The organism is Listeria ivanovii subsp. ivanovii, from assembly GCF_900187025.1.
Classification (GTDB): domain Bacteria; phylum Bacillota; class Bacilli; order Lactobacillales; family Listeriaceae; genus Listeria; species Listeria ivanovii.
On the sequence record NZ_LT906478.1, the window covers coordinates 834,626 to 859,402 of the forward strand.

Annotated in this window: 21 protein-coding genes; 18 read left to right on the plus strand and 3 right to left on the minus strand. The window is 37.0% G+C overall.

Going from position 1 to position 24,777, the window contains the following annotated elements; genetic code table 11:
• Positions 1 to 119: 119 nt before the first annotated feature.
• Positions 120 to 2,099 (plus strand): MucBP domain-containing protein, encoded by a 1,980-nt coding sequence (locus CKV67_RS04030; protein WP_025279816.1) that lies wholly within the window; start codon positions 120 to 122, stop codon positions 2,097 to 2,099.
• Positions 2,100 to 2,364: 265 nt separating this feature from the next.
• Here the strand turns inward: CKV67_RS04030 and CKV67_RS14750 are convergent, their stop codons facing one another.
• On the minus strand, positions 2,365 to 2,580 hold the full coding sequence (locus CKV67_RS14750; RefSeq protein WP_139581201.1) for a hypothetical protein: 216 nt from the start codon (positions 2,578 to 2,580) through the stop codon (positions 2,365 to 2,367).
• 44 nt (positions 2,581 to 2,624) lie between these two features.
• Between CKV67_RS14750 and CKV67_RS14875 the strand changes: the two genes are divergently transcribed.
• The 9 genes from CKV67_RS14875 to CKV67_RS04075 all read left to right on the plus strand — a co-directional run bounded on the left by CKV67_RS14875 (position 2,625) and on the right by CKV67_RS04075 (position 10,075).
• Positions 2,625 to 3,950 (plus strand): MucBP domain-containing protein, encoded by a 1,326-nt coding sequence (locus CKV67_RS14875; protein ID WP_025279817.1) that lies wholly within the window; start codon positions 2,625 to 2,627, stop codon positions 3,948 to 3,950.
• 203 nt (positions 3,951 to 4,153) lie between these two features.
• Positions 4,154 to 4,300, plus strand: coding sequence for an Lmo0850 family protein (locus CKV67_RS04040; RefSeq protein ID WP_014092280.1), 147 nt, complete (start codon positions 4,154 to 4,156; stop codon positions 4,298 to 4,300).
• A 223-nt stretch (positions 4,301 to 4,523) separates the two neighbouring features.
• Positions 4,524 to 5,282, plus strand: coding sequence for a hypothetical protein (locus CKV67_RS04045; protein ID WP_014092281.1), 759 nt, complete (start codon positions 4,524 to 4,526; stop codon positions 5,280 to 5,282).
• Positions 5,283 to 5,361: 79 nt separating this feature from the next.
• Positions 5,362 to 5,916, plus strand: coding sequence for a TetR/AcrR family transcriptional regulator (locus CKV67_RS04050; RefSeq protein WP_014092282.1), 555 nt, complete (start codon positions 5,362 to 5,364; stop codon positions 5,914 to 5,916).
• Positions 5,917 to 5,931: 15 nt separating this feature from the next.
• On the plus strand, positions 5,932 to 6,273 hold the full coding sequence (locus tag CKV67_RS04055; RefSeq protein WP_014092283.1) for a DMT family transporter: 342 nt from the start codon (positions 5,932 to 5,934) through the stop codon (positions 6,271 to 6,273).
• Positions 6,274 to 6,275: 2 nt separating this feature from the next.
• Complete coding sequence (locus tag CKV67_RS04060; protein ID WP_014092284.1) at positions 6,276 to 6,596, plus strand: DMT family transporter; 321 nt, start codon at positions 6,276 to 6,278, stop codon at positions 6,594 to 6,596.
• 149 nt (positions 6,597 to 6,745) lie between these two features.
• The gene (locus CKV67_RS04065) at positions 6,746 to 7,858 is read left to right on the plus strand and encodes a D-alanine--D-alanine ligase (protein WP_014092285.1); all 1,113 of its coding nucleotides are present in this window, start codon (positions 6,746 to 6,748) and stop codon (positions 7,856 to 7,858) included.
• A 62-nt stretch (positions 7,859 to 7,920) separates the two neighbouring features.
• On the plus strand, positions 7,921 to 9,294 hold the full coding sequence (locus CKV67_RS04070) for a UDP-N-acetylmuramoyl-tripeptide--D-alanyl-D-alanine ligase (RefSeq protein ID WP_014092286.1): 1,374 nt from the start codon (positions 7,921 to 7,923) through the stop codon (positions 9,292 to 9,294).
• Between the two features lie 67 nt (positions 9,295 to 9,361).
• Entirely contained in the window at positions 9,362 to 10,075 is a 714-nt protein-coding gene (locus CKV67_RS04075; protein WP_014092287.1) for an alpha/beta hydrolase, read from the plus strand.
• Between the two features lie 15 nt (positions 10,076 to 10,090).
• Here CKV67_RS04075 and CKV67_RS04080 read toward each other — a convergent pair whose 3' ends face one another.
• Positions 10,091 to 11,113, minus strand: a complete 1,023-nt coding sequence (locus CKV67_RS04080; RefSeq protein WP_014092288.1) for a substrate-binding domain-containing protein — start codon at positions 11,111 to 11,113, stop codon at positions 10,091 to 10,093.
• 246 nt (positions 11,114 to 11,359) lie between these two features.
• On the opposite strand from CKV67_RS04080, the gene CKV67_RS04085 reads away from it, so the two are divergent.
• The 8 genes from CKV67_RS04085 to cshA all read left to right on the plus strand — a co-directional run bounded on the left by CKV67_RS04085 (position 11,360) and on the right by cshA (position 21,634).
• The gene (locus CKV67_RS04085; RefSeq protein ID WP_014092289.1) at positions 11,360 to 12,682 is read left to right on the plus strand and encodes an ABC transporter substrate-binding protein; all 1,323 of its coding nucleotides are present in this window, start codon (positions 11,360 to 11,362) and stop codon (positions 12,680 to 12,682) included.
• Positions 12,679 to 13,557: a carbohydrate ABC transporter permease gene (locus CKV67_RS04090; RefSeq protein ID WP_003719051.1), complete on the plus strand. Its 879-nt coding sequence runs from the start codon at positions 12,679 to 12,681 to the stop codon at positions 13,555 to 13,557. The genes CKV67_RS04085 and CKV67_RS04090 overlap by 4 nt, the downstream gene beginning before the upstream one ends.
• Positions 13,544 to 14,377: a carbohydrate ABC transporter permease gene (locus CKV67_RS04095; protein ID WP_025279818.1), complete on the plus strand. Its 834-nt coding sequence runs from the start codon at positions 13,544 to 13,546 to the stop codon at positions 14,375 to 14,377. The genes CKV67_RS04090 and CKV67_RS04095 overlap by 14 nt, the downstream gene beginning before the upstream one ends.
• 15 nt (positions 14,378 to 14,392) lie before the next feature.
• Positions 14,393 to 15,928: an alpha-amylase family glycosyl hydrolase gene (locus CKV67_RS04100; RefSeq protein ID WP_025279819.1), complete on the plus strand. Its 1,536-nt coding sequence runs from the start codon at positions 14,393 to 14,395 to the stop codon at positions 15,926 to 15,928.
• A 1-nt stretch (position 15,929) separates the two neighbouring features.
• Positions 15,930 to 16,844, plus strand: a complete 915-nt coding sequence (locus tag CKV67_RS04105; protein WP_014092292.1) for a DUF1861 family protein — start codon at positions 15,930 to 15,932, stop codon at positions 16,842 to 16,844.
• Between the two features lie 21 nt (positions 16,845 to 16,865).
• Complete coding sequence (locus CKV67_RS04110) at positions 16,866 to 17,933, plus strand: BtaManbiosPhlase (RefSeq protein ID WP_025279820.1); 1,068 nt, start codon at positions 16,866 to 16,868, stop codon at positions 17,931 to 17,933.
• Entirely contained in the window at positions 17,930 to 19,603 is a 1,674-nt protein-coding gene (locus CKV67_RS04115) for a phospho-sugar mutase (protein ID WP_014092294.1), read from the plus strand. Before CKV67_RS04110 ends, CKV67_RS04115 begins: the two co-directional genes overlap by 4 nt.
• Positions 19,604 to 20,065: 462 nt before the next feature.
• Positions 20,066 to 21,634: a degradosome RNA helicase CshA gene (cshA, locus tag CKV67_RS04120; RefSeq protein WP_095075137.1), complete on the plus strand. Its 1,569-nt coding sequence runs from the start codon at positions 20,066 to 20,068 to the stop codon at positions 21,632 to 21,634.
• 306 nt (positions 21,635 to 21,940) lie between these two features.
• Here cshA and CKV67_RS04125 read toward each other — a convergent pair whose 3' ends face one another.
• Positions 21,941 to 24,592 carry a putative mucin/carbohydrate-binding domain-containing protein gene (locus tag CKV67_RS04125; RefSeq protein WP_025279822.1) on the minus strand — a complete coding sequence of 884 codons (2,652 nt, stop codon included), beginning with the start codon at positions 24,590 to 24,592 and terminating at the stop codon, positions 21,941 to 21,943.
• Between the last annotated feature and the right edge of the window lie 185 nt (positions 24,593 to 24,777).

A 24,777-nucleotide genomic window follows, 5' to 3' on the forward strand; every position in this document is an offset into this window, starting at 1 on the left:
CAATATAATTTTTTTTCTTTATGGAATGATTCATTTTACTTGGGGGTCGTTTATAATAATTTTGTGTCGAAGATGCATTTATTGAAGCAACCTATTTTATACTACAAGGAGATTGGATCATGAAGAAAATATTTAAGCTTTTAGTCATTATTTGTGTTGTGATTGTCAGTGCAGTTCCGTTCAGCACTTTTGCAAAAGAAACGGATGCTACTGATATAGAGCAAGAAACTACAGCTTTAAAAGGGGATAATTTGGAAACGACTACTCCAGATAATCAAACAGAAATAAAGGACGAATCACCCCTAACAGAGGACAAAGCAGCAGAGAACAAAGCCAAAGAAACTACAAGTAAAACAGAAAGCAGTACAAAAGAAACTAACTTTCAAACATCAAGTGAGACTGAAAGTGACGAAAAAGAAACATCCGAACCAATATTGATGGCTGGTGATGGTAGTGAGACCAATTTAATTCCAGATGCTAATTTAAGAGCAACCATTAATACAAAACTGGGAAAACCAGCTGATTATTTTCCAACAGAAGCTGATCTCGGAAATTTAGGCGGAAGTCTGGATTTAAGAAATACAACTTATACAACGCTTGATGGTTTACAATATTTAAAAAAAGTTATTGCATTACAAGCTGTTGGAATTACTGCACCAGATGGTGATTTATCTTATATCGCTCAAATGAGTAGTTTAGTTTATTTACAAATCAATACTAGTAGCTTTAAGAGGACTGCAGGACTTGAAGGGCTCACTAGCCTAAGTAATTTCCAATGGACTAATAACGGTCAAGCAGATTCAGGTTCTGGTTCTGGTAATGAAATGGGTGATAGTTTTGATCCAAGAACCGCTTATGATTTTTCATTTGTGCCAAATAACACTGCCTTGAAATATTTAGAGATTGAGGGAGTATATTCCGTTGATCCAAAATATAGCTTCTTAAGTGATTTACCAAATTTAGAGCATCTAAACATCACTATTTCTAACATGAATGATGTTTCATCGCTTGCTAAGTTAGATAAATTAACTTATCTTAATGTAAACTCAAATTATATTAGCGATATATCTCCACTAAAAAATCATTCTATTTATAACAATATTAGTGCAAGTAATCAAGTAGTTGTATTACCTGGAAAAGACGTATATGCAGGTGATAGTTTAACCATTGATAAACCAATTAAACCTGATTCATCAGCAATGGAATATACGCTTCCTGCGAATCCAGTTACTACGATTGCTGGAGATACAATTGTCATGTCGAATGTTATTAATGATTGTATTGTGAACTATCGATTATATAATTACGAAACTGGGGAAAATGACATTTCTACTCCAGGCGTTATGATGGACTTTAAGAGTACTGAACTTACAGCTGGCGAATTTAGTGGACAAATCATCCAACCAATCAATGTTAAAGCTCCAGCAGTGGATGCAGCACCGGTTACCGTGAAATATGTAGATGAAAGTGGAACAAAGCTAGCAGATGATACGGTTTTAAACGGTAAAGTTGATGAAACTTATACCACCACGGCAAAAACAATAGAAAACTACCAACTGAAAGAAACGCCTGCGAATCAAACTGGTACTTTCACATCAGAGCCTCAAACAGTAACTTATGTTTATACGCTAAATGACGGGGCACCAGTTACGGTGAACTATCTAGATGAAAATGGTCAAAATATAGCGCCTTCAGATACATTAATTGGGAAAATTGGCATTGCTTATCAAACAAGTAAAAAAACGATAGACGGTTATAAACTAACTAAAACACCGACAAACGCATCCGGAGTTTTTGGAGTTGATGCGCAAACAGTCACATATGAGTATGAAAAAGAAACCAACATTGATCCAATTAATCCAGTAGATCCAGTAGATCCAACAGATCCAGCAAATCCTATTAATCCAATAAGCCCAGCTGATCCTGTTAAGCCAAGTGATCCAACGAATCCACTTAATCCTACTTCTGATTCAGGGGTAGTTAAAGCAACAGAAAAAACTAACTTGCCTCACACCGGTGATACAACAAATCATTCCATGGGTTTAACACTGGGAAGTTTGTTCCTTGTGTCAGGAGTTATTTTACTAAGAAGAAAGTGAACGACTAATTTTCAAAAGAAGGGCTGAAAAGTCTCAGCTCTTCTTTTAAAGTTATAAATGAAACTACAAAGCTTGTAGGAATACTAAGCCTAGCTTTGCGGTGAGAACACCATCTAAAAGAAGCAACTACATCAGTATTCTTTTTTGGCGAAAAAGCGAAAAACCATTTGTTCAAACATTCACAAATTTCGTTTTTCAGAATCACTTAGGACCACTTCTCTTGCTGTTGATATAAAAGCAACCGCCTCTTTTGACAAAAAACAGATTACATATTACAAGGAGATTGGAAAATACTAAAATTAGTTGTAATTACATGCGTATTAATTCTCAGCATCACGCCTTTTAGTAGTTTGGCAGAAGAAACGGATAAGGCAGAACAACAAAATGCCAGTGGGAAAGAAACCAATTTTGATGCTCCTTCTACCGAAAATAAAGAAGAATCAACGGAACCGGTATTGCTGGCAGGTGACAGTGATGCCACTTCTTTAGTCCCCCGATGATAATTTAAGAGCAGACATTAACGCATTGCTTGAGAAACCAAGTGATTATCAGCCAACCGAAGCCGATTTAAATAATGCTACAGGGATATTAAATTTAACAAACAAAAGCTATACTACATTAAATGGTTTGCAATATTTAAAAAATGTTTCGACACTTCAGATTATCGGAATCACAGCACCAGATGCTGATTTAGCTTATATAGGTCAAATGAGTGCGCTTACTACTTTAAGCGTTAATTCAAGTAGTTTTGAAACCACTTCTGGACTAGAACCACTTCGAAATTTAACGAGCTTTAATTGGTTTGCAAATGGTCCGGATGTGGTTGATGATGAGGCATTTACAGGTGAACCAAGAGCAAAATTTGATTTTTCTTTTGTAGCCAATAACCCTAATTTGACTATGTTAACTTTTGATTTAGTTTATTCCACCGATCCTAGTTATGCGTTTTTAAGCCAGCTCGAAAATTTAACTAATATCAGCCTTACCAATTCCAACATGAATAACGTCGCAGCAATTGCTGGGTTAAGTAAGCTAAATTATCTTAATTTAAATGTTAATAATATTGCTGATTTATCGCCACTTAAGAATCACCCTATTTATACAAGTACTTATGCAACAGACCAATTAATCGTTTTATCAGAAAAGGAAGTTACCTCAGGTGATAATTTAACAATTGATAAACCAATTCAGCCTGATGATTCTGGAATTGATTACACATTCCCAACCAATCCGATTATGGTGCTGGAGGGAGATAAAATTGTCATGTCGAACATAACAGAAGGTTGCATTGTTGATTACAAATTATATGATTATAAAACAGGTGAAAAAGATATCCTAGCGCCTGGTGTTTCTATGAACTTCGCGAGTGAAACGCTACATTTTGATGGTCGAATTATTCAACCAATTACCGTGAACGAACCAGCTGCAGATGCTGCTCCTGTAACAGTGAACTATGTGGATGAAAATGGAGCGAAAGTTGCTGCAACCAAAAATTTAACTGGAAAAGTAGACGAGACTTATCAAACAATTGCCAAAAAAGTGAAGGGCTACAAATTAACCAAGACGCCTACTAATGCAACTGGTGTGTTTGAAACGAAAGCACAAACCGTTACTTATATATACAAAAAAGAAGCAGCTGTTAATCCAGTGGATCCGACAAACCCAACAAACCCTTCAGATCCCTCAAAATCAGCTGAAATCAGCGTGCAAGTGAAAGCTGAAACGCCCAAAAATTCGAACTTGCCAAAAACCGGTGATACGAAAGCCAATGCACCAATTTTTCTCTTTGCGGGCACTTTACTTATAATTTCAGGAATTGTTTTACTGAAAAGGAGCACTAAAGCGAAATAAATGACAATAAATGTAGCTTGTTTCTTTATATTTTTGAAGAAACAGGCTATAAGATTCGGTTTTCAAACGCTTTCTTGAAAAAATGCGAGTTATTAGGTTAATTTATAAAGAAATGGGGTATTCTTAGGAAAGAGAATATGTTAAAGTAAAGAAAGAGAGAAAAAAAGAATGAAAAACAAATTTTTGAAGATGGAGTGATAAGTTTGGATAATAATCAAAAAGACTTAAATCAAGTAATCCTTCAGCTCAAAGAAAAAGGCATAATGGTAGAAAAAACAAAATCACGAAAAGATATTTGGAAAGCTGTTAGTACCAAGGCAATTCCTAATATGAAACTTCGATTGCAGTAATGAGAGAGTGGAAGATATTTATATGTTATGAGACCGTTCTAAGTAATTTGAAATTCTTAGAGTAACTTAAATTACATATGAAATATCTTCACTTTTTTTATTTGTCATCAATTAGTCACTTAGTTTTGATGTTTCTGTTATCCTTTTTAACGAGAAATGTTGTATGATGGATAAGAAGGCTTTTACTTATTAAAAGAAAATAGAATTAGAGTGGGGCAAATACATGAAAAAAGAAACAGTTAATCAACAATCTATCTATGTTCATATTGATCATGTTATTAACAATGTAGCGACAAGTGGCATTTCTTTTGGTGATTTCTTAAATGGAGTCGGGCAGCCACCTGAAAACATTTTACTAATTAAACACAACATAGAAGACGCGTCATACAATACCCATACAGCTTTTCATTACCTTGAACCAAGCGACTTAGCAAATATTTTAAAGGAAAATTTCAGCCCGCTTTGTTGGATTGATTTTGAAGATGTAGAACTTCTCAATCAATTGACGCCGCAAGAAGTGGCAGAAATGCTTTATTTAGCACATACAGGTCGCCATCTGCGCTCTCCATTTTATTATAAGTTGCAAAATAATTTTGTTTACTTAACAAGAGAGGACGGTCGCTATAATAAAGTTTATTATCGTAATTTAAATCATTTTTATATATTACTTAGTTTTGTTATTGCACGAAAAACATCAGAGCTCGTCAACGAAAAAACATTTTTATCCTTTGGTAAGAAAAAATACGTTGCTGAACCACCAGTAGAATTACTGAAAAAAATGTCTGATTATTTTCGTGATGGTGCTTGTATCGCATTCGATGATGTCGTCAAGACTCGAACACAAATCGAGGTGCCAATTGGTTTAGGATTAACCGAAGAAATGACCGAACTCGAAATCTCGTCAAAAATATATTACGAGCAAGAAGTGGCGAAATTAGTCTATGATTTGAAACAAAATGAGTGGAATTATATGGAGAAATAAAAAATCAAACTTTTTCCTTTACGTTTGATTTTTTATTTGTTATTATTTAACTAATGAACGTTAGTTAGGAGGATGACTAATGACGAAAAAACTAGTAAAAAAAGCAGCGTTATCTCTTTTTGCAGAGAAAGGTTACGATGGTACAGCTCTTTCAGAAATAGCTAAAGTAGTTGGAATCAAAACACCATCGTTATATGCTCACTTCTCGTCGAAAGAAGCGCTTTTTTTAGAAGTATATCAAGATAGCATTCAAGCAGAATTGAGAGAATTGCAACAAGTATCTCAAAAAGAAAGTTTGGCTGGAGAAGAGAAACTCCGAATGATATTCTTTGTGGCGACTGATTTCTCAAGTAATCCAGATGAAAAAAATTTCTTTCAGCGGGCGGTTTTCTATCCACCAAAATCGCTTTTTCAAGAACTAAAGGAAGCGACGAGGACTTATGAACAACTAACGAATGGTATATTGCGGGAAACGTTGGAACTTATAGTGACAGAAGCAGTTTTAGTAAGATGGATGCATGTGTTTTATGCACTATTAGATGGTCTAAGTGTAGAACATGGGATTTATGATAAAACGGAATTTGAGTTGCGCCGGGACTCTGCTTGGGAAGTTCTCGCAAGTTTACTTAAATAATTGGAGGTAAGGAAATTGGCTTGGTTTTATTTAATTTTAGCAGGTTTATCAGAAATTGTTTGGGCTTTTGGATTGAAAGAATCGCACGGATTTACAATGCTCGGTTGGAGTCTTTTGACAGTAGCCTTTTTAATTGTTAGTTTTGGCTTATTTTCGATTTCCATGAAGTCGATTCCGATTGGAACAGCTTATGCCGTGTTTACCGGAATTGGTGCGGCAGGGACAGCAATTATTGGTATGTTATTTCTATCAGAAGGTGTTTCTTTTTGGAAAATTGTATCGTTACTTGTTTTATTAACTGGAATTATTGGACTGAAGTTGGTCGATGGGCAGGAACCAGAAAAGGATGGTAGATAAAAATGGATTGGATATTCTTATTTATTGCGGGATTATGTGAAATGGCCTTTGTTGTAATGCTGAAGCTTTCAGAAGGGTTCAAACGATTTGGCTATGCGGCATTAACTATTTTATTTATGTCGGCGAGTTTTTTCCTATTATCGCTCTCGCTTAAAACAATTCCAATTGGGACAGGTTATGCGATTTGGACAGGAATCGGCGCAGTCGGAAGTGTAACACTTGGCATGATTGTCTTTAAAGAACGTAAGAGTGCTGGGAAATTGTTATTTATTACGTTGATAATAGCCGGTGTGATTGGATTGAAATTAACATCTGGAGTTTAATAAAGTAGGTTGAAAAAGTCCTTTTTGGAGTAAGAGAGCGTTGGTCTTATTTAAAAAAGAAGATTTTTTCAACCTATTTTTTAGTTATGCCTTTTCATCTTGCTAAAACATGGTAAAATAGATAAAGCGAATAATGACGGAGGGGTATTATGAAAACCAAGTTAATTTTATTATACGGTGGAAAATCCGCAGAACATGAGGTTTCTTTACAAACAGCATTTTCTGTAATTAATGCACTAGATTTAAATAAATTTGAAGCACAGCCAATATATATTACAAATGAAGGGGAATGGGTACAAGGCCCACTCCTTTCTGGAAAATTAGACTTTGTGGAGCAATTGCGTTTTGCGGCAGCTGATAAGGTGGAACTTGCTTTAGCAGAAACGGAGAAGTCGGCGGGAGAACTTATTAGCCCAACTGTTTTAGAAGCAGATGGACAAGAGACTGTTGTGTTCCCATTGTTACATGGACCGAACGGAGAAGACGGTACAGTACAAGGATTATTTGAAGTATTAAATATCCCTTATGTTGGTAATGGTGTGCTTGCTTCATCGGCGGCAATGGATAAAATCGTTATGAAAAAGATCTTTGCAGATGCAGCGATTCCTCAAGTTCCAGCAGTAGCTGTTCGTTTGATTGACTGGAAGAACTTTCAAGATGAAATGGTTACCGAAATGGAAGAAGTGCTAGAATACCCAGTTTTTGTTAAACCAGCAAATCTTGGTTCTAGTGTTGGTATTAGCAAGGCGACCAATAAACAAGAGCTAACGGAAGCAATGACTGAAGCATTTTTATATGATCGTCGTGTAGTAGTAGAGCAAGGCGTAGTTGCCCGTGAAATCGAAATGGGCGTTCTTGGAAATGATACGCCAATTTGTTCCGTGCCAGGTGAAATTTTGCCAGAAGGAGCCGTGGCAACATTTTATGATTATAAAGCGAAGTATCAAGACAATAATACGACGCTTATTATCCCGACAGAAGTAGAACCAGAAATTCTAGCACAAATGAAAGAATATGCTATTCAAGCGTTCTTAGGTTTAGATGCTAGTGGACTTGTTCGCGCTGATTTCTTTTTAACAGATGATAATCAATTATTCTTAAATGAAGTGAACACGATGCCAGGGTTTACACCTTATAGTATGTATCCACTTTTATGGCAAGAAACCGGATTACCTTATCCGGCCCTAATTGAACGACTAGTTGATCTAGCAAAAGAACGTCACGCAGCAAAAAATGCACTTAAATATAAATTAGAAGACTAAAATAAGCAAAAGGCAGTTTTCATCCAAGGAAGCTGCTTTTTTATGGAAGCGAGCGATTGATTTTGAAAAAAACAGTAGGCGAAGTAGTAGGCATGTTAGATAGCACTATTCATACAGATGCATTTCGCGATGTCGTTATTACTGGTGTTTGTTTTGATACGAGACAAATAAAGCCAGGTGACTTATTTATCCCCTTTGTAGGGAATTTACGTGATGGTCACGAATTTGTCGGACAAGCGCGAGAAATGGGTGCGGTCGCGACTTTTTGGCAGAAAAATGTACCAAATCCACCGACTGATTTTCCAGTTATTTTAGTAGAGAACACATTACTAGCTTTGCATGAGCTGGCAAGGAAATATATCCAAGAAGTGAAGCCAAAAGTTATTGCAATCACTGGTAGTAACGGAAAAACAACAACGAAAGATATCATGGCTGCGATAGTTGAAACAAGCTACAAAGTACATTATACGGGTGGGAATTTTAATAATCATATTGGTCTGCCTTATACGATTTTGACTATGCCGGAAGATACCGAAGTGGCAGTACTTGAAATGGGTATGAATCATCGACATGAAATTGAAGTGCTATCTAAAATTGCCAAACCAGATATTGCCATTATCACGAATATCGGGGAAGCGCACATTGAATACTTAGGTTCGCGCGAAGAAATTGCGAAGGCAAAACTAGAGATTACTGCTGGGCTCAGTCCAAGTGGGATTTTAATTTACCCATATGAGGAAACTTTGCTGTTAAGCCATATTGATGGAGACTTTAGACAATTAACTTTTGGGAAATCACAGGAAGCCGAAATTTATCCCCTAGCAATTCACGCCGAGGCAGAAGGTACCGCATTTGTAACAAATTGGGAACCTGATTTAGAAATTTTTGTACCGATTATTGGAGAGCATAACGTATTTAATACTATGGCGACAATGCTAGCGGCAAGAGAGATTGGTATCGAAGGCGAAAAAATTCAAACGGCACTTCGGAATATGGAACGTTCTAAAAGTCGCTTAGAATGGTTAACGACAAAAAACGGCACACGGATTTTAAATGATGCCTATAATTCTAGCCCAACAGCCCTTAAAACCGTTTTAAAAACGTTCATGCATATGGATTCGCAAGGGAAACGGAAATATTTAGTGCTTGCTGATATGTTAGAGTTAGGTGAATTGTCTGCGCAACTGCATAAAGAATCAGCGGAAGTGTTGGAAGAAGGAACAGTTGAGAAAGTATTCTTATATGGTGAAGCGATGAAAGCTTTCGAGGAAGTTGCTAAAACGAAAATTGGTCAGAGAAAAGTTCAACATTTCGACACGAAAGAATCGCTTGAAACCGCCCTTCTTAGCGAAATGGATGGAAATGAATGGATACTGGTCAAAGGTTCTTACGGAATGGGCTTGAAAGATGTGGTAGAAAATCTTATTATTAAGTGACGAATAAATTCGGATAGACTGATATTGCCGATTAACAGGTAATAATTTGGACAGGAGGAAAGGCATAATGGTTGCTTGTTTGTGTATTCATGGTTTTACAGGTTCGCCTAAAGAGGTGAAGCCACTTGCTGATTATTTGCGAGAGCATACAGATTGGGATGTGCTCGCACCCACATTACCAGGCCATGATCACCTGCGCCACTTGAAAAATGTGACGTATAAAGATTGGATTGTTTTCGTAGATAGCATTTTGAGTCAAATGTTAAAAGAAGACGAAGAAGTATATATTATTGGTTTTTCCATGGGTGGCTTACTTGCTGGATGGCTTGCCAGGCACTATCCAGAAGTGAAAAAACTAGTCTTACTAAGCACCGCAGTAAATGCGATGGAATGGCCACAAATTGTCGAAAATTCCAAGCAAGTATTAGCCGAAGCAAAAGAAGTCACACATAAAAATAGCCCAATGTTCAAACGTTACCCAAAAAAAGTGACGGAAACTCCCTGGACTTCCACACTTCAATTCCAAAAAATGGTAGCTTTAGCAAAACCTGTTTTCGAACATATTGAAATTCCGACTTTTATTGCGCAAGGTAGCAATGATTCTGTCGTTCCTGCTGAAAAAAGTGTTCATTTTTTAATGGATAGTATTCCGGGGCCAAAAGAGTTATTTATTTTAGAAGGCTCGGAACATGTCATTTGTCAGGATAAACAAGCGGAGAAACTTTTCGAAGCGGTCTTGGCATTTTTACAAAAAGATCTCGCTGTTTTAAAGGTAAATTAATAAAAACGATTCAGCTTATGGTTGTTGCTGAATCGTTTTTTTTATTGCATTAACAGAATCTCGGACAATTAAATTAGTTGCAAGTGCCAGGTGAACAAATCCGTCATCTGGTTTTCTTATGCGATTGTACATTAATTCTACTGCTTTTTCACCCATAAAGGATAAATTGGTGCACATCGTTGTTAGTGGTGGTTTGCTAAGTACTGTAAATTCGGTATTATCAAAACAAATAATCGATATGTCATTTGGAATAGTGTAGCCTTTGGACTGCAAATACGTATTTAAAATAAATCCTAGTCCAGAGTTAACGCAAAACCAAGCAGTTGGAAGCTCATCTAGTGCATCTAATGTTTTATAAAGGCTCGTTTGTTCTTCTTTTATTTGAGTGATAGTATATTTTTCGTTAAAAGGAAGCTGATAGTAGTTTAGCGCTTTTTTATATCCTTCTAATCGTTCTTCGTAACTTGGGGAAAATGTAATATCACCGAGAAAACCAATTTTTTGATGGTTGTTTTGGATTAAAAATTCAACCGCAGTGAATGCGCCGTCTTTATTTTGGCTAATTACGGCATCGGCTTGTAGGTGAGGATCATGATGATCGATTAAGACGACAGGCATTCCAAGCATGGTAATTTGTTTACTATACTCCGTGTTGATATGTGAAAGTAAGAAAATGCCAGTCCAATTTTCATTTAGAAGTTGTTCGGGAATTTGGTGTAATTCGGCTTCCTCATCTGTTACTGGGAAAATAACTAACTCTCCTTGGTGTGCGATGATACTTTGTTTCATATTATCAATAATTTCTCCAAAAAAACTTCGCTGCGATAATGCGAAAGAAGTGGCTAAAAGAGCAAATTTCTCTTTAACAACTTCTCTAGCTATTTCTTTTTTATATTTATAACCCAGTTCATCAGCCATTTTGAAAACAGCTAATTTGGTTTGTTCGCTGACACCATTTTTATTTCCTAAAGCTTGTGATACGGAATTTTTGGTTATATTTAGCCTATCAGCAATATCTTGCATCGTTACTTTCTTCATTACTTCCCCCTCCATCTTTCCTTTTTTATTCTATTATAGAAGTTAATTCACAAAATAGCAAAAATTTTATAATCAAAAAGTAATGTTATAAATAATTCTAACTACCAAAGCATTTATATCATTAAAAGACCTTCGCTAAAACGTTATTAAAAAGTAATTATTGACATTACAAAAATGTAATGTGATAATGTAATCGTAATCAAGCGCTTACAATTACAAAAAAGTGAAATTAGGAGGATTATTGATATGAAGATTAGAAAAATTGCTTATGCGGCTCTCAGTATTGCGGTTGCAGGGTCACTCTTAGCTGCTTGTGGCGGCGCGGGAAGTAACGGTAGCGATGACAGCGGGAAAACAAAAGTAACATTTTGGGCTGCTCCAAATCCTACACAAGTAAAATATTGGGCTGAAATGGCTAAAGCTTACGAAAAAGAAAATCCAGATGTGACTATTGAAGTTAGCCAAATGAAAGAAAGTCCATCTTCTGAAGCAACTATTCAATCAGCTATTGCCTCTAAAACGGCACCAACCATGTCTGAAAATATCAATCGTAGTTTCGCAGCACAATTAGCTGATAGCAAGGCAATCGTTCCTTTAAATGATGTTAAAGGCCTAGATAAGGTAGTAGATGAACGGAATATGACAGAAACAATGAAGTCTTGGGAATTCTCTGATGGCAATCAATATGTGCTGCCAGTTTATTCTAATCCAATTTTATTTGCATGGCGTTTAGATACGCTAAAAGAACTCGGCTATGATGCTCCTCCAAAAACATATAGTGAAGCGCTTGAAGTTGGTAAAAAACTAAAAGCAAAATATCCAGATAAAGTACTTTGGGCAAAAGGGGATTTATCCGATCCAACCGCTTGGATGCGTTGGTTTGACTTTTTCCCACTTTATGACGCAGCTTCAAAAGGCAATGCTTTTGTAGAAGATGGCAAATTGGTTGCTGATGATGAAGCTGGAACAGAACTGCTTACTTTTATGTCAGAATTACAAAAAAATAAATTACTTCTTTCTAGTAAAGCAACGGATCCATTTGAAACAGGAACAAGTATTATGGCTGATAACGGCCCTTGGACTTTCCCTAACTGGGACGAAAAATTTCCAGAACTTAAATACAATGAAAACTATACAATCAGTTCTCCGTTAGTACCAGATAGCATGGCTGATGAAGAAAACATTTCTACATACGCTGATTCTAAAGGCGTTGTCATGTATGCACAAGCAACAGATAAAGAAAAAGAAGCAGCAATGGATTTCTTGAAATTTGTATATAGCGATGATGAGAATGATTTGAAATTCTTGGAAACAACCAATTTAATTCCTGCTCGTGATGATGCGACTGATAATGATGCATTCACAGCATTCTTTAAAGAAAATCCAGAATTAGAAGTTTATGCAGCCAATGTACCATATAGCATTCCAGCGATGGATGATGCGAAATACAATGACATTCAACAAATTATCGGTGAAGAAGCGTGGAACCCGATTGTTCGTGGGGAGAAAAAACCTGCAAAAGCTTGGTCAGACATGAAGAAAGCTGAGGACGGGGTGCTTCAAGAATGAAGCGGCGAAATAACAAGTTGGGCTGGTCTTTTACCAGCCCGTATCTCATATTCACAGCAATCTTTTTCTTAGTACCTTTAGTTTGGTCGATTTGGTTATCCGTGACGGATTGGAACATGATGAGTCCGGAAATCAATTTTGTTGGCTTGGATAATTTTATCAAAGCATTTACGAGTCCAGCGGTTCAAGCATCCTTTTTTGTTACGTATAAGTTTCTAATAGTGTTCGTACCAATGGCCCTGATTATTTCAATGGTAGTAGCAGTTTTGGTGAATGGACTTCCAAAATTTAAAGGTCTTTATCTAGTTGCTTTTTTCCTGCCATATTTATCTTCTGGGGTTGTAACGTCACTAATTGTACAAGGGCTTCTTTCATACAATAGTGCGCTAAATGTATTTTTGCGAGGCCATTTTGGTTGGGATATTGATTGGCTCGGCACGCCGATGTCTGCACTTGTCATTATTTCCTTAATGATTGCTTGGAAAATGTCAGGTTATTACGCGCTCATTTTAATTTCTGGGCTTGCAAGTATTAATCATGAAATTTACGAAGCAGCAGCAATGGACGGATCTGGTCGGTTTAGAACTTTTTGGAAAGTCACAGTACCAATGCTTTACCCAGCGTTATTTACTGTTATTGTACTCGCGGTAGGAGTTAGCTTCGGGATTTTCACTGAGGTCTATCAATTAACTGGTGGTGGTCCGAACTTTGCAACAAACACATGGCAAATGGAGATTTTTAACCAAGCATTTGTTAACTTGAATTCTGGTTATGCTTCTGCTATTTCACTTATTGCTGCAACTGTTACATTTGCTTCGATTGGGGTTATTAAGAAAATGTTGGAGAAATGGGGTCAACGAAATGGTTGGACGTAATAGTAAAGCAGGTAAAATTGTTCGATATATCCTAACAACTTTACTAATGCTAGTCATGATTTATCCATTTATTTATCTGGTGCTGAACTCATTTGCAGCTTGGGATCAAGTGGACAAAAAGTTAATTCCGACTGAATTTACGATGCGTTCGTGGGATTGGTTATTTGGGAATTCCGTTGTTGCAGCTCCAGCACCATGGATTCATGCGTTTATTAACACGATTATTGTATCCACCATTGCGACAGGACTTATGTTGTTGTTTGGACTAATGGTTGGTTATGCGTTAGCTAAAGTGGATTTTAAAGGGAAACGATTGGTTAATAATGCGATTTTGTTCCAAATGTTTTTCCCGGCAATTATTTTGTTAATTCCGCAATTCCTAATGATCACAGATATGGGATTGTTAGATACGTATGCTGGGATGATTATTCCAACAATGCTAAGTTTATGGGCAGTGTTTATGTATACAAACTTCTTTAAAGCTATTCCAGGTACATTAATTGAAGCGGCAAAACTTGACGGCGCAAGCGATTTGAAAATTTTATTTCGTGTTGTTCTGCCGATGTCGAAATCGATTACAACGGTTATCTTTTTATTCCTATTTACAGACAGATGGACCAAGCTACTTTGGGACATGCTTGTAACGAAGAGTGATAGCACGGTAACTCTTAACGTACTGATTTCACAAATGTTTGGTCCGTATGCAACTTATCCTGGTCCAATGTATGCAGCTTCGGTATTACTAACGCTGCCCCTCATTATTTTATTTTTATTCTTCTCGAAAAAGTTCCAAGAGGGAATGCAATTTACTTTGAAATAAAAGGAGCGACAAGTCTTGGAGTTTTGGCGCGGTAGTGTTTTTTATGAAATTTATATGAAGTCTTTTCAGGATAGTAATGGCGATGGTTTGGGCGATTTTAAAGGACTGACGAGCAGGCTGGATTATTTAGCGAATCTTGGGATAGACGGTATTTGGTTGACGCCGTTTTATCCTTCACCGCAAGTCGATAATGGTTATGATGTCTCGAATTATTGTGCAGTCAATCCGGATTATGGTACTATGACTGATTTCCGGGCGTTTATGAAAGAAGCGAACAAACGAGAAATAAAAGTGATTATTGATTTAGTGTTGAATCATTCTTCCACTGAACATGCGTGGTTTAAGGAATCTCGGAGTAGTAAAACAAACCCAAAACGGGATTACTACATTTGGCGAGAAAAACCGAATAACTGGGAATCTTTTTTTGGAGGTTCTGCATGGGAGTTAGATGAATTAACCAATGAATATTATTATCATAGTTTTGCTAAAGAACAAGCTGATTTGAATTGGTCAAACCCTGCTGTTCAAAAGGAAATGGAAAACGTATTAGCTTTTTGGTTAAACGAAGGAGTTGCCGGATTCCGGTTGGATGTAATCAATAATTTAACTTTAGTGCTAGAATTTCCAGATAACCCAACTGAAAATGGGGAAATGAATCACTTATATGACCGGAATCAACAAGGACTGGAAGCGGCATTAGAACATATTGCCGAGTTTTGTCGGCGAGAGCAAGAAACGTTTTTAGTTGGTGAAATTAGCTCGGATAATTTAACGGAAATTGCGCGCTATAGTTCGAAAAAAATGCTGGATGTTACCTTTAATTTTAATTTTGGGAGTGTCGAAAAAATCGACGCGGAGTCTGTCTTTGCTTCTTTAAATGCGATGGAAAATGAACAACTTCAAGCTGGACAATGGCCTACGCTTTTCTTTGGAAGTCATGACATGAGTAGATTTGTGTCGCGACTTGCAAACGAGAATCTTTCAAAAACAAAACTATCGGCCTTTTTGATGTTAACAGCAAAAGGAATTCCGTTTATTTATTACGGTGAAGAAATGGGTATGCCTGACATTGATTTTACTTCAGTGGACGAGATGCGTGATATTCAAGGGATTTCAGCGTATTATCAAGCGCTTGAACGAGGTGACTGCCTAGATAATGCACTGGAAATTGCTGTCCAAAAAACACGTGATAAAGCGCGTGGCCCAATGGTATTTCCAGACGGGGAACCATTTACGACGGGTGAGTCATGGATAAAGTCAGCTAGTTTACCTGAAAAAGAAGCTAAGTCGATGTGGGAATTTTACCAAGCGCTACTAACTTTTAGAAAAGAAAATGATTTTAAGGAAAAAGAATATACCTATTTAAAACTCGATGGAGAATTGCTTAGTTACCGACGTGGCAACTTTTTATTCCTCATTCATTTTGGATCAGAGCCCGTAGCATATACACCTAAAGAAAAAACCACACTTGTTTTTGGGGAAGCAATTATTGAAAAAACGAGTATCAGTATAGCGGCGTATTCTGGAATTGCGCTTAGAGTGGAGGATTAACATGAAACAAATTCAAGCATTACTAAAAGAATACCGTGAAACTGCTACGGCAAATGGGACGAAAATCCATTTGAATGGCGCAGTAGACAAGGATGTTTATAATATTACAGCGCCATTCAAGTGGCTCGGGAAAGAATTTATCGCTGGTCGAGTGGAATCACGCGATAGTGAGTTAGCGGAAGTACACTTTTTTGAAAAAAAAGCGGAAGATAACTACCAAATCGTAGAAAATACAACAGTTTTAGCCCTGCAAGATCCTTTTGTTACTTTTGTTCAAGGGGAACTTATTTTAGGCGGCGTAGAAGTATTTGAAAAAGAAACGGATCCGACGAAACTAGATTGGCGGACAAATTTATATCGCGCGAAATCTCTAAAGCAATTCGAGAAAATTCTTACCGGACCAATTGGAATGAAAGACTTACGAATCAAAGAACTCACTGATGGACGGATTCTTGTTTTAACTCGACCTCAAGGCGAAAAAGGTGGTCGTGGAAAAATTGGTGCAACAGTCATTGATTCTTTAGACGAATTAACAATAGAAAAAATTGGTGCAGCACCGCTTTTGAAACGGAATTTTTCTGGGGAAGAATGGGGCGGCGGGAATGAGATTCATTTACTTGAGGATGGTAAGGTAGGTGTTCTTGGTCATATTGCTTGTTTTGACGAAACTGGTAATCGCCATTATTATTCCTTTAGCTTTCAATTAAAGGATGACTTTACACAAATCGAACAGGAAAAAATTGTTGCGGAACGAGCAAATTTTGCGCCAAGTGAGCCGAAAAGACCTGATTTAGCTGATGTTGTATTTAGCGGTGGTTTAATTAGAAAATCGGACGGATATGCGGAGCTTTATGCTGGAATTGGTGATTCAGACGCGCAAAAAATAATCATTCCAGATCCATTTAAAAATAACTAATAGTAGGAGTTTTGTAGACAAATGAATATTTATCGTTATGAAGAAAACCCATTAATTACACCACTAGACGTAAAACCGATTCACGGCGGATTTGAAGTAATCGGTGCGTTTAACGGCGGTGTTGCAAAATACAACGGCGAAATACTTTTACTGCTTCGGGTTGCTGAGAAACCAGTAAGTGAAGACCCAGAAGTAGTTCTTGCACCAGTTTATAATGCAAAAGAAGAAAAATTAGAGTTACAATCCTTTCGTTTAGACGATGAAAATTATGATTTTGAAGATCCGCGAATGATTCGTCATAAAGCAAAACTAGAAGGTTTTTCTTATTTGACTTCGCTTTCTTATATTCGAATTGCTCGCAGTAAAGATGGTCATCATTTCACTTTAGACGAAAAACCGTTTTTATATCCATTCAATGAGTATCAAACATTTGGAATTGAAGATGCACGAGTGACACAAATCGGGGATACATACCATATTAATTTTAGTGCTGTATCTGAGTTCGGTGTGGCGGATGCGCTTATTACAACCAAAGACTTTGAAAATTTGGAGTATCAAGGAAATATTTTTGCTCCTGAAAATAAAGATGTACTTATTTTTCCAGAAAAAATCAGTGGAAAATATTATGCTTTACATCGCCCAAGCTTGAAAAGTATTGGTAATTTAGACATTTGGATTGCTTCCTCACCTGATTTACGTAGTTTTGGGGATCATCGTCATTTATTAGGTATTCGTCCTGATGGATATGACAGTGGTCGTGTTGGTGGTGGTTGTGTACCGATTAAAACAGAAGAAGGCTGGTTGATTTTATATCACGGTGCAACGGAAGAAAATCGCTATGTGATGGGAGCTGCACTACTTGACTTAGCTGACCCAACAATTGTTTTAAAAAGAACAACTACACCAATTTTGGAACCAGAAGCTGATTATGAAAAAAATGGTTTCTTTGGAGATGTAGTATTTGCTTGCGGGGCAATTCAAGAAGGCGATGTGCTACACATGTATTACGGAGTAGCGGATACATCAATGGCTGGTTGTGATTTAAAAATAAGCGAGATTTTGCATCAGTTAGAAGTGGAAAGTAAATGACTTGGCAAAACTATTTGAAAGTTTGGCAGGAAGCTGATTTGTCAGATGATTGGAAAGCTGAATTAAAGCAAGTGGAAACAGAACAAGAACGCTTTGATGGTTACTTAACTTTTGGCACTGGTGGTATGCGCGGAAAAATGGGCATTGGTTCTAAAAGAATGAACATTTTTACGATTAGAAGAGTGGCTCGGGCGCTTGGTGAATATGTCGTGGCAAACGGAGGAGCAGACAGTGGTGTTGCCATTGCTTATGACTCGAGAAATAATTCGAGCCTATTTGCAAAAGAGACAGCGAAGGTTCTTTCGGCGCTAAGTGTGCGCGTCTATCTTTCCGATGCGATTCGACCAACTCCAGCATTATCATTTTGCGTGCGAGAAAAAGCTGCATTTGCAGGCGTCGTTATTACCGCAAGCCACAATCCATCTATTTATAATGGTTTTAAAGTATATGATAAAAATGGTTGCCAAATAACTTTAGGTGCTGCTGAGGAAATTGCTACGTACCTAGAGCGGGTAATGAATATTTTTACAATCCCGATTCGCGAACTTCCTAACCTGTTCGTTACGCCCCTTGGAAAAGAAATGGACGATGCGTATTTAAAAGCGCTTCAAAAAGTTGTTTTCCGGCCGGATCTACTAGCAGACTATGGGAGAGAACTAACTGTTTGTTACACACCTTTACATGGGGCTGGAAAAGAACTTGTCATGCGAGGGCTTACTGAAAACGGCTTTTCAAATGTAGCAATTGTACCAGAACAAAGTGAGCCGGATGGTAACTTTTTAACGGTAGTTTCGCCAAATCCGGAAGAAGCAAATAGTTTCGAACTTGCTAAAAAACAAGCCAAGAATATCCAAGCTGACATTATTTTAGCAACCGATCCTGATGCAGATCGTCTCGGAGTAGCAGTTTTAACTAAAAATGGCGAGTATCTAATTTTGACTGGAAATCAGTTAGGCGCGTTGTTACTTGATTATATTTTAGCTGCGAAAGCCAATTTAACATCAGAAGATACGATGATTAATACGATTGTAACTGGAGACTTGGGCGGGAAAATTGCGACTGAATACGGCATTAACCATATTCAAACACTGACTGGTTTTAAATTCATCGGTGAAAAAATCGCGGAGATGGAACAAGGACAGGAGCGGTTTGTCTTCGGTTATGAAGAAAGTTATGGCTATTTAATCGCGCCGTTTGTTCGTGATAAAGATGCAGTCCAAGCGGCATTACTCGTGTCGGAAATGGCTCTTTACTATAAAAAAAAAGGCACTACCTTGCTGCAGAAATTAACCCTTTTATATGAAAAATATGGATATCACGAAGAATTGTTGCATACAATAACACTCGAAAGCGTTAATGGGAAAGAGAAGATGACCCAAGTAATGGAAATGTTACGTAAGCAGCCAATGTTTATTCCAGAGATAAGCGTAATGGAAGATTTTGAGGCAAGCGAACGCGTTAATCTCACAAATGGTAAAGTTTCACGAATCAATTTACCAAAAGAAAATGTCTTAAAATTTTATTTGAAAAACAATTCTTGGTTTGCGATTCGACCATCAGGAACAGAACCAAAATGCAAAATTTATTTCCAAAGCATAGGTGAAACGAAAGAAATCGCCGAAAAAATGATGAAAGATTTGAAAAAAGAGATTTTAACTTTATGGAATTAAGAAATAGCTGGAAATCAACTTCTCATGATTTTCAGCTATTTTGAAAAGAAAAAGTAGATTAAAAAAACTAAAAGCCACTGATAGACGTACAATTAAGCAATAAATAGTTTTTTTATTCGATAATAACGTTCAATTATAAGCTTTTGACGTTGAAAAGAAATGATTAGTATGTTATGATGATAGATGGAAGTTTATTAGGTTTATATTTAGCCTAGTGATTAATGAGGGCTTTTTTATTTGATGCGTTAGAACTGCTATAATGGCAGAGAAAATTTCTGATGCCGTGAATCATTTTGCTTGGTGCGCCCAGGCTTTTCTATTGCAGAAAAATGAAAATGAAAGATAGCAGTTTTCATAAAAACAGCTGCAAATGAACAGACAAACAATCGTAATAAGCGTATTGTGATGAATTATAAAAGTAGCTCTCCTACCAAACTTTAAACAGGTAAAGGAGAAATGACATTGACAAAATTTTCGGAGTTCGGACTGGACGAAAAAATTGTAAAATCAGTAAATCGGATGGGGTTTGAAGAAGCAACGCCAATCCAAGAAAAAACAATTCCACTAGGACTAGCAGGTAAAGACTTAATCGGACAAGCACAAACAGGTACTGGTAAAACAGCCGCTTTTGGTCTACCAATGATTCACAAAATTGACCAAAAAAGTAATAACGTACAAGCTTTAATTATCGCTCCAACGCGGGAACTTGCAATCCAAGTTTCAGAAGAGCTTTATAAACTTAGCTATGACAAACATGTACGTGTGCTAGCGGTTTACGGGGGTAGTGATATCAGCCGTCAAATCCGTTCACTTAAGAAAAAACCACAAATCGTAGTTGGTACGCCAGGACGTATTTTGGATCATATTAACCGTCGCACACTGAAACTAGACAACGTGGAAACACTTGTACTAGATGAAGCAGACGAAATGCTAAACATGGGCTTCATTGACGATATTGAAACTATCCTCAAAGAAGTACCAGCAGAACGTCAAACATTACTATTTTCTGCAACAATGCCTGATCCAATTCGCCGTATTGGTGAACGTTTCATGCATAGCCCAGAACTTATTCGTATTAAAGCGAAAGAAATGACTGCACTATTAATCGAACAATTCTTCGTAAAAGTGCACGAAAAAGAAAAATTTGACGTATTATCTCGTTTGCTAGACGTACAAGCACCAGAACTTGCGATTGTTTTTGGTCGTACAAAACGTCGCGTAGATGAATTATCTCGTGCGCTTGATATGCGTGGTTATGTAGCTGAGGGTATCCACGGCGACTTAACACAAGCAAAACGTATGAGCGTACTGCGCAAATTTAAAGAAGGAAAAATTGATGTTCTAGTTGCAACAGACGTAGCAGCACGTGGACTTGATATTTCCGGCGTAACACATGTATATAACTATGACATCCCTCAAGATCCAGAAAGCTATGTTCACCGTATTGGTCGTACTGGTCGTGCTGGTAAAGAAGGTATGGCAATTACATTCGTACAACCTCGTGAAATGGGTTACCTGCGTATCGTAGAAGAAACAACGAAAAAACGTATGCAGCCACTTCAAGCTCCTACTTGGGACGAAGCTTTTGCAGGTCAATTACGTGTAGCAACAGAAAAAATTCAAGAAGCAATTACAGAAGAAAATCTTGCTGATTACAAAACGTTTGCTAATGAATTATTAGAAAAATATGATGCAACAGACATCGCAGCAGCAATGCTTAAAATGCTAGCTAAAGAACCAGACAAAACACCAGTTCATATTACCGAAGAACGCCCATTACCATCTCGTGGTGGTGGCGGCTACAAAGGTAAAGGTGGAAATGGTAAAGGCGGCAAAGGTGGCGGCGGCTATCGCGGCGGAAGCGGCAAAGGCGGAAGCTATCGCGATCGTAATAACAGTGGCAAAGGTCGTCGTAGTGGCGGCGGTTCCGGAAACGGTTCTGGCGGTGGAAATCGCGATCGTCGTGGAAACGGCGAACAACGTCCAAGTGGTGGCGGAAACAAAGGAAGCTACTCACAAAAATCTAAATAAGTTTAAGAGTCAAGCTAACAAAAACTTAATATGTATTCCAAAGTGGAATCGAGAATTAAAACAGGCTAATTTGAATTCGGTGGAGAACCGTTTTCAGACCAGCCTGTTTTTCTTTTATTAAATTTTTATACTTATTGTACGATTAAGCTATTTTCTGCTACGATGTCATGTCGTAGATTCTCATGTTGTTTGTTACTTTGACTTTTTTCTAGTTGGGAGACTTAATAGGTTTGTAAAGTTCTAATTCGCTAATGCAAGACATTTGAAAGGAATTAGTCTCAAGTATTATTTGCTCGAGATTTTTGTTTAGTTCACTATTTTTAGACCATTAGTAGTTACTTGATACGTTACTCCTTCATTTAATTGAAAACCACTTTTTTCTGTATCTTCATTTATTATGATAAGACGCTCACCAAATGCTTCTTTATGAGTAACAACGATGAGATTTCCAACTGCAATATTTACACTACTCTCTGATGCAGCAGCATAACCACGCCCGTTAAACTCTTTATTGAAAATTTCTCGGTCATCATTGTTAATGATTTTTATAGAAGCGTATGTGTCTGGGAAGTACCAATGCGGTTCACCAGCATTTTGTTTAATGGTAGCTTTATTTGTGTTTAGATCAATATTCAAATCGGCAAACTCCCATTCTGTAATCCCATTTAGTTGGAACTTAAATCGTTTACCATCTAGGAGATTTTGTACGCTTTCATCTTTGATTACAAACAAATCGGCATACTCTTCTTGGTACTTACTTTTATCTGAGTCTGTATCTGGTAAATAGTTAATCCCTTTTTCGAGTCTTGTTTTTGAAATACTGTAATTGGCATTTTTAATGGTATCATTGTTTCTAATATTTGTTGCTAGGCTAACTAGATTTGTTTTGTAGTTTGTTAATGCATCTTGTTCGGTAAAACCTGTTGCGGTATTCGTAAGTCCATATTTAGTTACCTTAAATGTTTGATTTATTGCTTTTGTGTCGAGTAACTTATCTGGTGCGCCTGCAATGCCTAAACGACTGGGCTCTTTATGCATCACTTTAATCGTATAATTAGGCTTAATAACTGTTTCTAATTGCTCAATTAATGTTATTTTACCATTTACTACTTTATTGAACACAGATTGGTTTTGTTCATTGAGTACTTCAATAGAAGCGTAGGCACTCTCAAAATAAGGATGGGGAGAACTTTTGGATACATTTATTTTGAGACTTTCACTTTCAGGATCAGCTGTCGCAGTCATAAATATCTCGTCGGCAATTCCTTTAAATATGAATTGCTCTTTTCCAATGGTAGAGGTTTTTAGCTCGTTCATCGTAATAGCTGTATTATTTGTTTGGTCTGAGACAGCCAAATAATTAGTGCTAGGTTCATACAAACGGCTAGTTCCTGTTGGAATCTCTAATGAGTAAATCCCAATAGGCATATTTTCAAGTGTAATAGTTGGTGATGCAAGTTTGATTTTTCGAATAACCTCTGAACCATCTTTTATTACTAGTGTTTTCCCTTTAATTTGTTCAAAATCATCTATTTCTAATTGTAGATTCATTGTTTTTGTTACTTTGTATTTACTTAGTTGACTGTTGCTTACTAATCCCCATTTTGAATTTAACTTAATATCCTTTCTTGCTGTTTGCAGATTATTACCAGAAAGTAGTGAGGCTAATGGATAAACTGCTTTATTTCCTGAATATAAGTTTTCTTCTTTCTGTTTATCAGACATCGTACCTCTTACTAGTTCTATGAAAGGCGTAAAGTCATACTTACTTGTTTCTCCAAAATACTTGCTGACTAAATCTAATGCTAAATCATTGTTAGTTATTGTACCTGCATTCGCGGCCGTACGGTAAGCTTGATAAAAGTGTGTAAATGCTGAATCACCAGCTTTATCTTTCATCAGTACCATCATGTAAAGTTTATCTCGTAAATCCCAATCTTGTGCAGGTGTTTTGGTTGTATAAACATTGTCTTCGAAAATATCTTCACGATAGGGAACATTTCCATAAAAAAGCCAACTTTTATCAGTATAATCATCTCCATACATTCTCTGTTGCATGGTATCTGCATATATATTATTCCATACCTCAACCAGATAAAATGTATTATCTCTTGCAAAGGTTCCTTCATAACCATGTCCGATTTCATGTAGTCCACCCCAACCAGGTTTTAGCCAGAAATCAATAACAGATGAACTTGTTTCAGCAGTGTACTCTCCTCCATAATATCCACCACCAAATCCATGTTTATCCGCTTTTGCAAAATAACGGTTGGGGATATTTTTATCGGTTATATTTTCTGGTGTAAATGAGATTCCTTCAAGTTCATTATATGTTTTAAACAGGCTGTCATAATAAGCAAATAAATCATTAATAGAACTAAAGTCATCCATTTTTTTTAAATAGGCTTTGTCATTTTTGGGTACTAAAATCTGGATGTATTGGTTACTAATTAATCCAAATGCCGAATCATTTGCATCCCACTTTTGAAAAAAATTCGTTTCATTGTCGCCTTGTTTAAATACGGGTAAGTCTTTTGCATTTGCACTTACTTTATATTCTACTGTTGGTGCTACGCTTGTAAATGTTGTTATAATAAACGGTACTGTTTCAGTAGTTGCGGTGACTTTTACCCATGAGCTACCTACAGTAGAAGTCTGTTCGGTATTTCTATCATCATTCAATAAATCTAACGTAAGATTTTCTTTGAAGTTTGGATTGGTTTGGCGAATCTCGATTGTAGCATCTTTTGGTAGGACCACGCCTAAATCTTGGCGGTCGTGATTCACACCTTTTGAAACTCCTGTGTTAAATATCCATGTTGGTCGCTCCAAAGTATTCAATTTTTTAATCGTTGTTGCCTCCTCTGCATCCGCTTTCAAACCACCTAGTGAAAAAACTCCTACTAACACCATTAGAAAAACAGTTGCCAAAACTCCTTTGGCTTTTTTTCCCCACATAATTAACTCTTCCTTCTATAATTTATTATGTGACTATGCGTTAGTAATAGCCTAGGTGCATTTTGCGATTATTCTCGCATAGCACGCCATTATAATAGCATATCAATTATATTAATAATAGCTTTTTGAAAGCAAATTTTTGTCAACTATTTTAGGGGTTTTATAATGCTAAAGGAGGTGGGGAA

Coding starts and splice junctions, on each gene's coding strand:
- CKV67_RS04030 (WP_025279816.1), top strand. CDS start 120: ATGAAGAAAATATTTAAGCTTTTAGTCATTATTTGTGTTGTGATTGTC.
- CKV67_RS04045 (WP_014092281.1), top strand. CDS start 4,524: ATGAAAAAAGAAACAGTTAATCAACAATCTATCTATGTTCATATTGAT.
- CKV67_RS04050 (WP_014092282.1), top strand. CDS start 5,362: ATGACGAAAAAACTAGTAAAAAAAGCAGCGTTATCTCTTTTTGCAGAG.
- CKV67_RS04060 (WP_014092284.1), top strand. CDS start 6,276: ATGGATTGGATATTCTTATTTATTGCGGGATTATGTGAAATGGCCTTT.
- CKV67_RS04065 (WP_014092285.1), top strand. CDS start 6,746: ATGAAAACCAAGTTAATTTTATTATACGGTGGAAAATCCGCAGAACAT.
- CKV67_RS04075 (WP_014092287.1), top strand. CDS start 9,362: ATGGTTGCTTGTTTGTGTATTCATGGTTTTACAGGTTCGCCTAAAGAG.
- CKV67_RS04080 (WP_014092288.1), bottom strand. CDS start 11,113: ATGAAGAAAGTAACGATGCAAGATATTGCTGATAGGCTAAATATAACC.
- CKV67_RS04085 (WP_014092289.1), top strand. CDS start 11,360: ATGAAGATTAGAAAAATTGCTTATGCGGCTCTCAGTATTGCGGTTGCA.
- CKV67_RS04090 (WP_003719051.1), top strand. CDS start 12,679: ATGAAGCGGCGAAATAACAAGTTGGGCTGGTCTTTTACCAGCCCGTAT.
- CKV67_RS04095 (WP_025279818.1), top strand. CDS start 13,544: ATGGTTGGACGTAATAGTAAAGCAGGTAAAATTGTTCGATATATCCTA.
- CKV67_RS04105 (WP_014092292.1), top strand. CDS start 15,930: ATGAAACAAATTCAAGCATTACTAAAAGAATACCGTGAAACTGCTACG.
- CKV67_RS04110 (WP_025279820.1), top strand. CDS start 16,866: ATGAATATTTATCGTTATGAAGAAAACCCATTAATTACACCACTAGAC.
- CKV67_RS04115 (WP_014092294.1), top strand. CDS start 17,930: ATGACTTGGCAAAACTATTTGAAAGTTTGGCAGGAAGCTGATTTGTCA.
- CKV67_RS04125 (WP_025279822.1), bottom strand. CDS start 24,592: ATGTGGGGAAAAAAAGCCAAAGGAGTTTTGGCAACTGTTTTTCTAATG.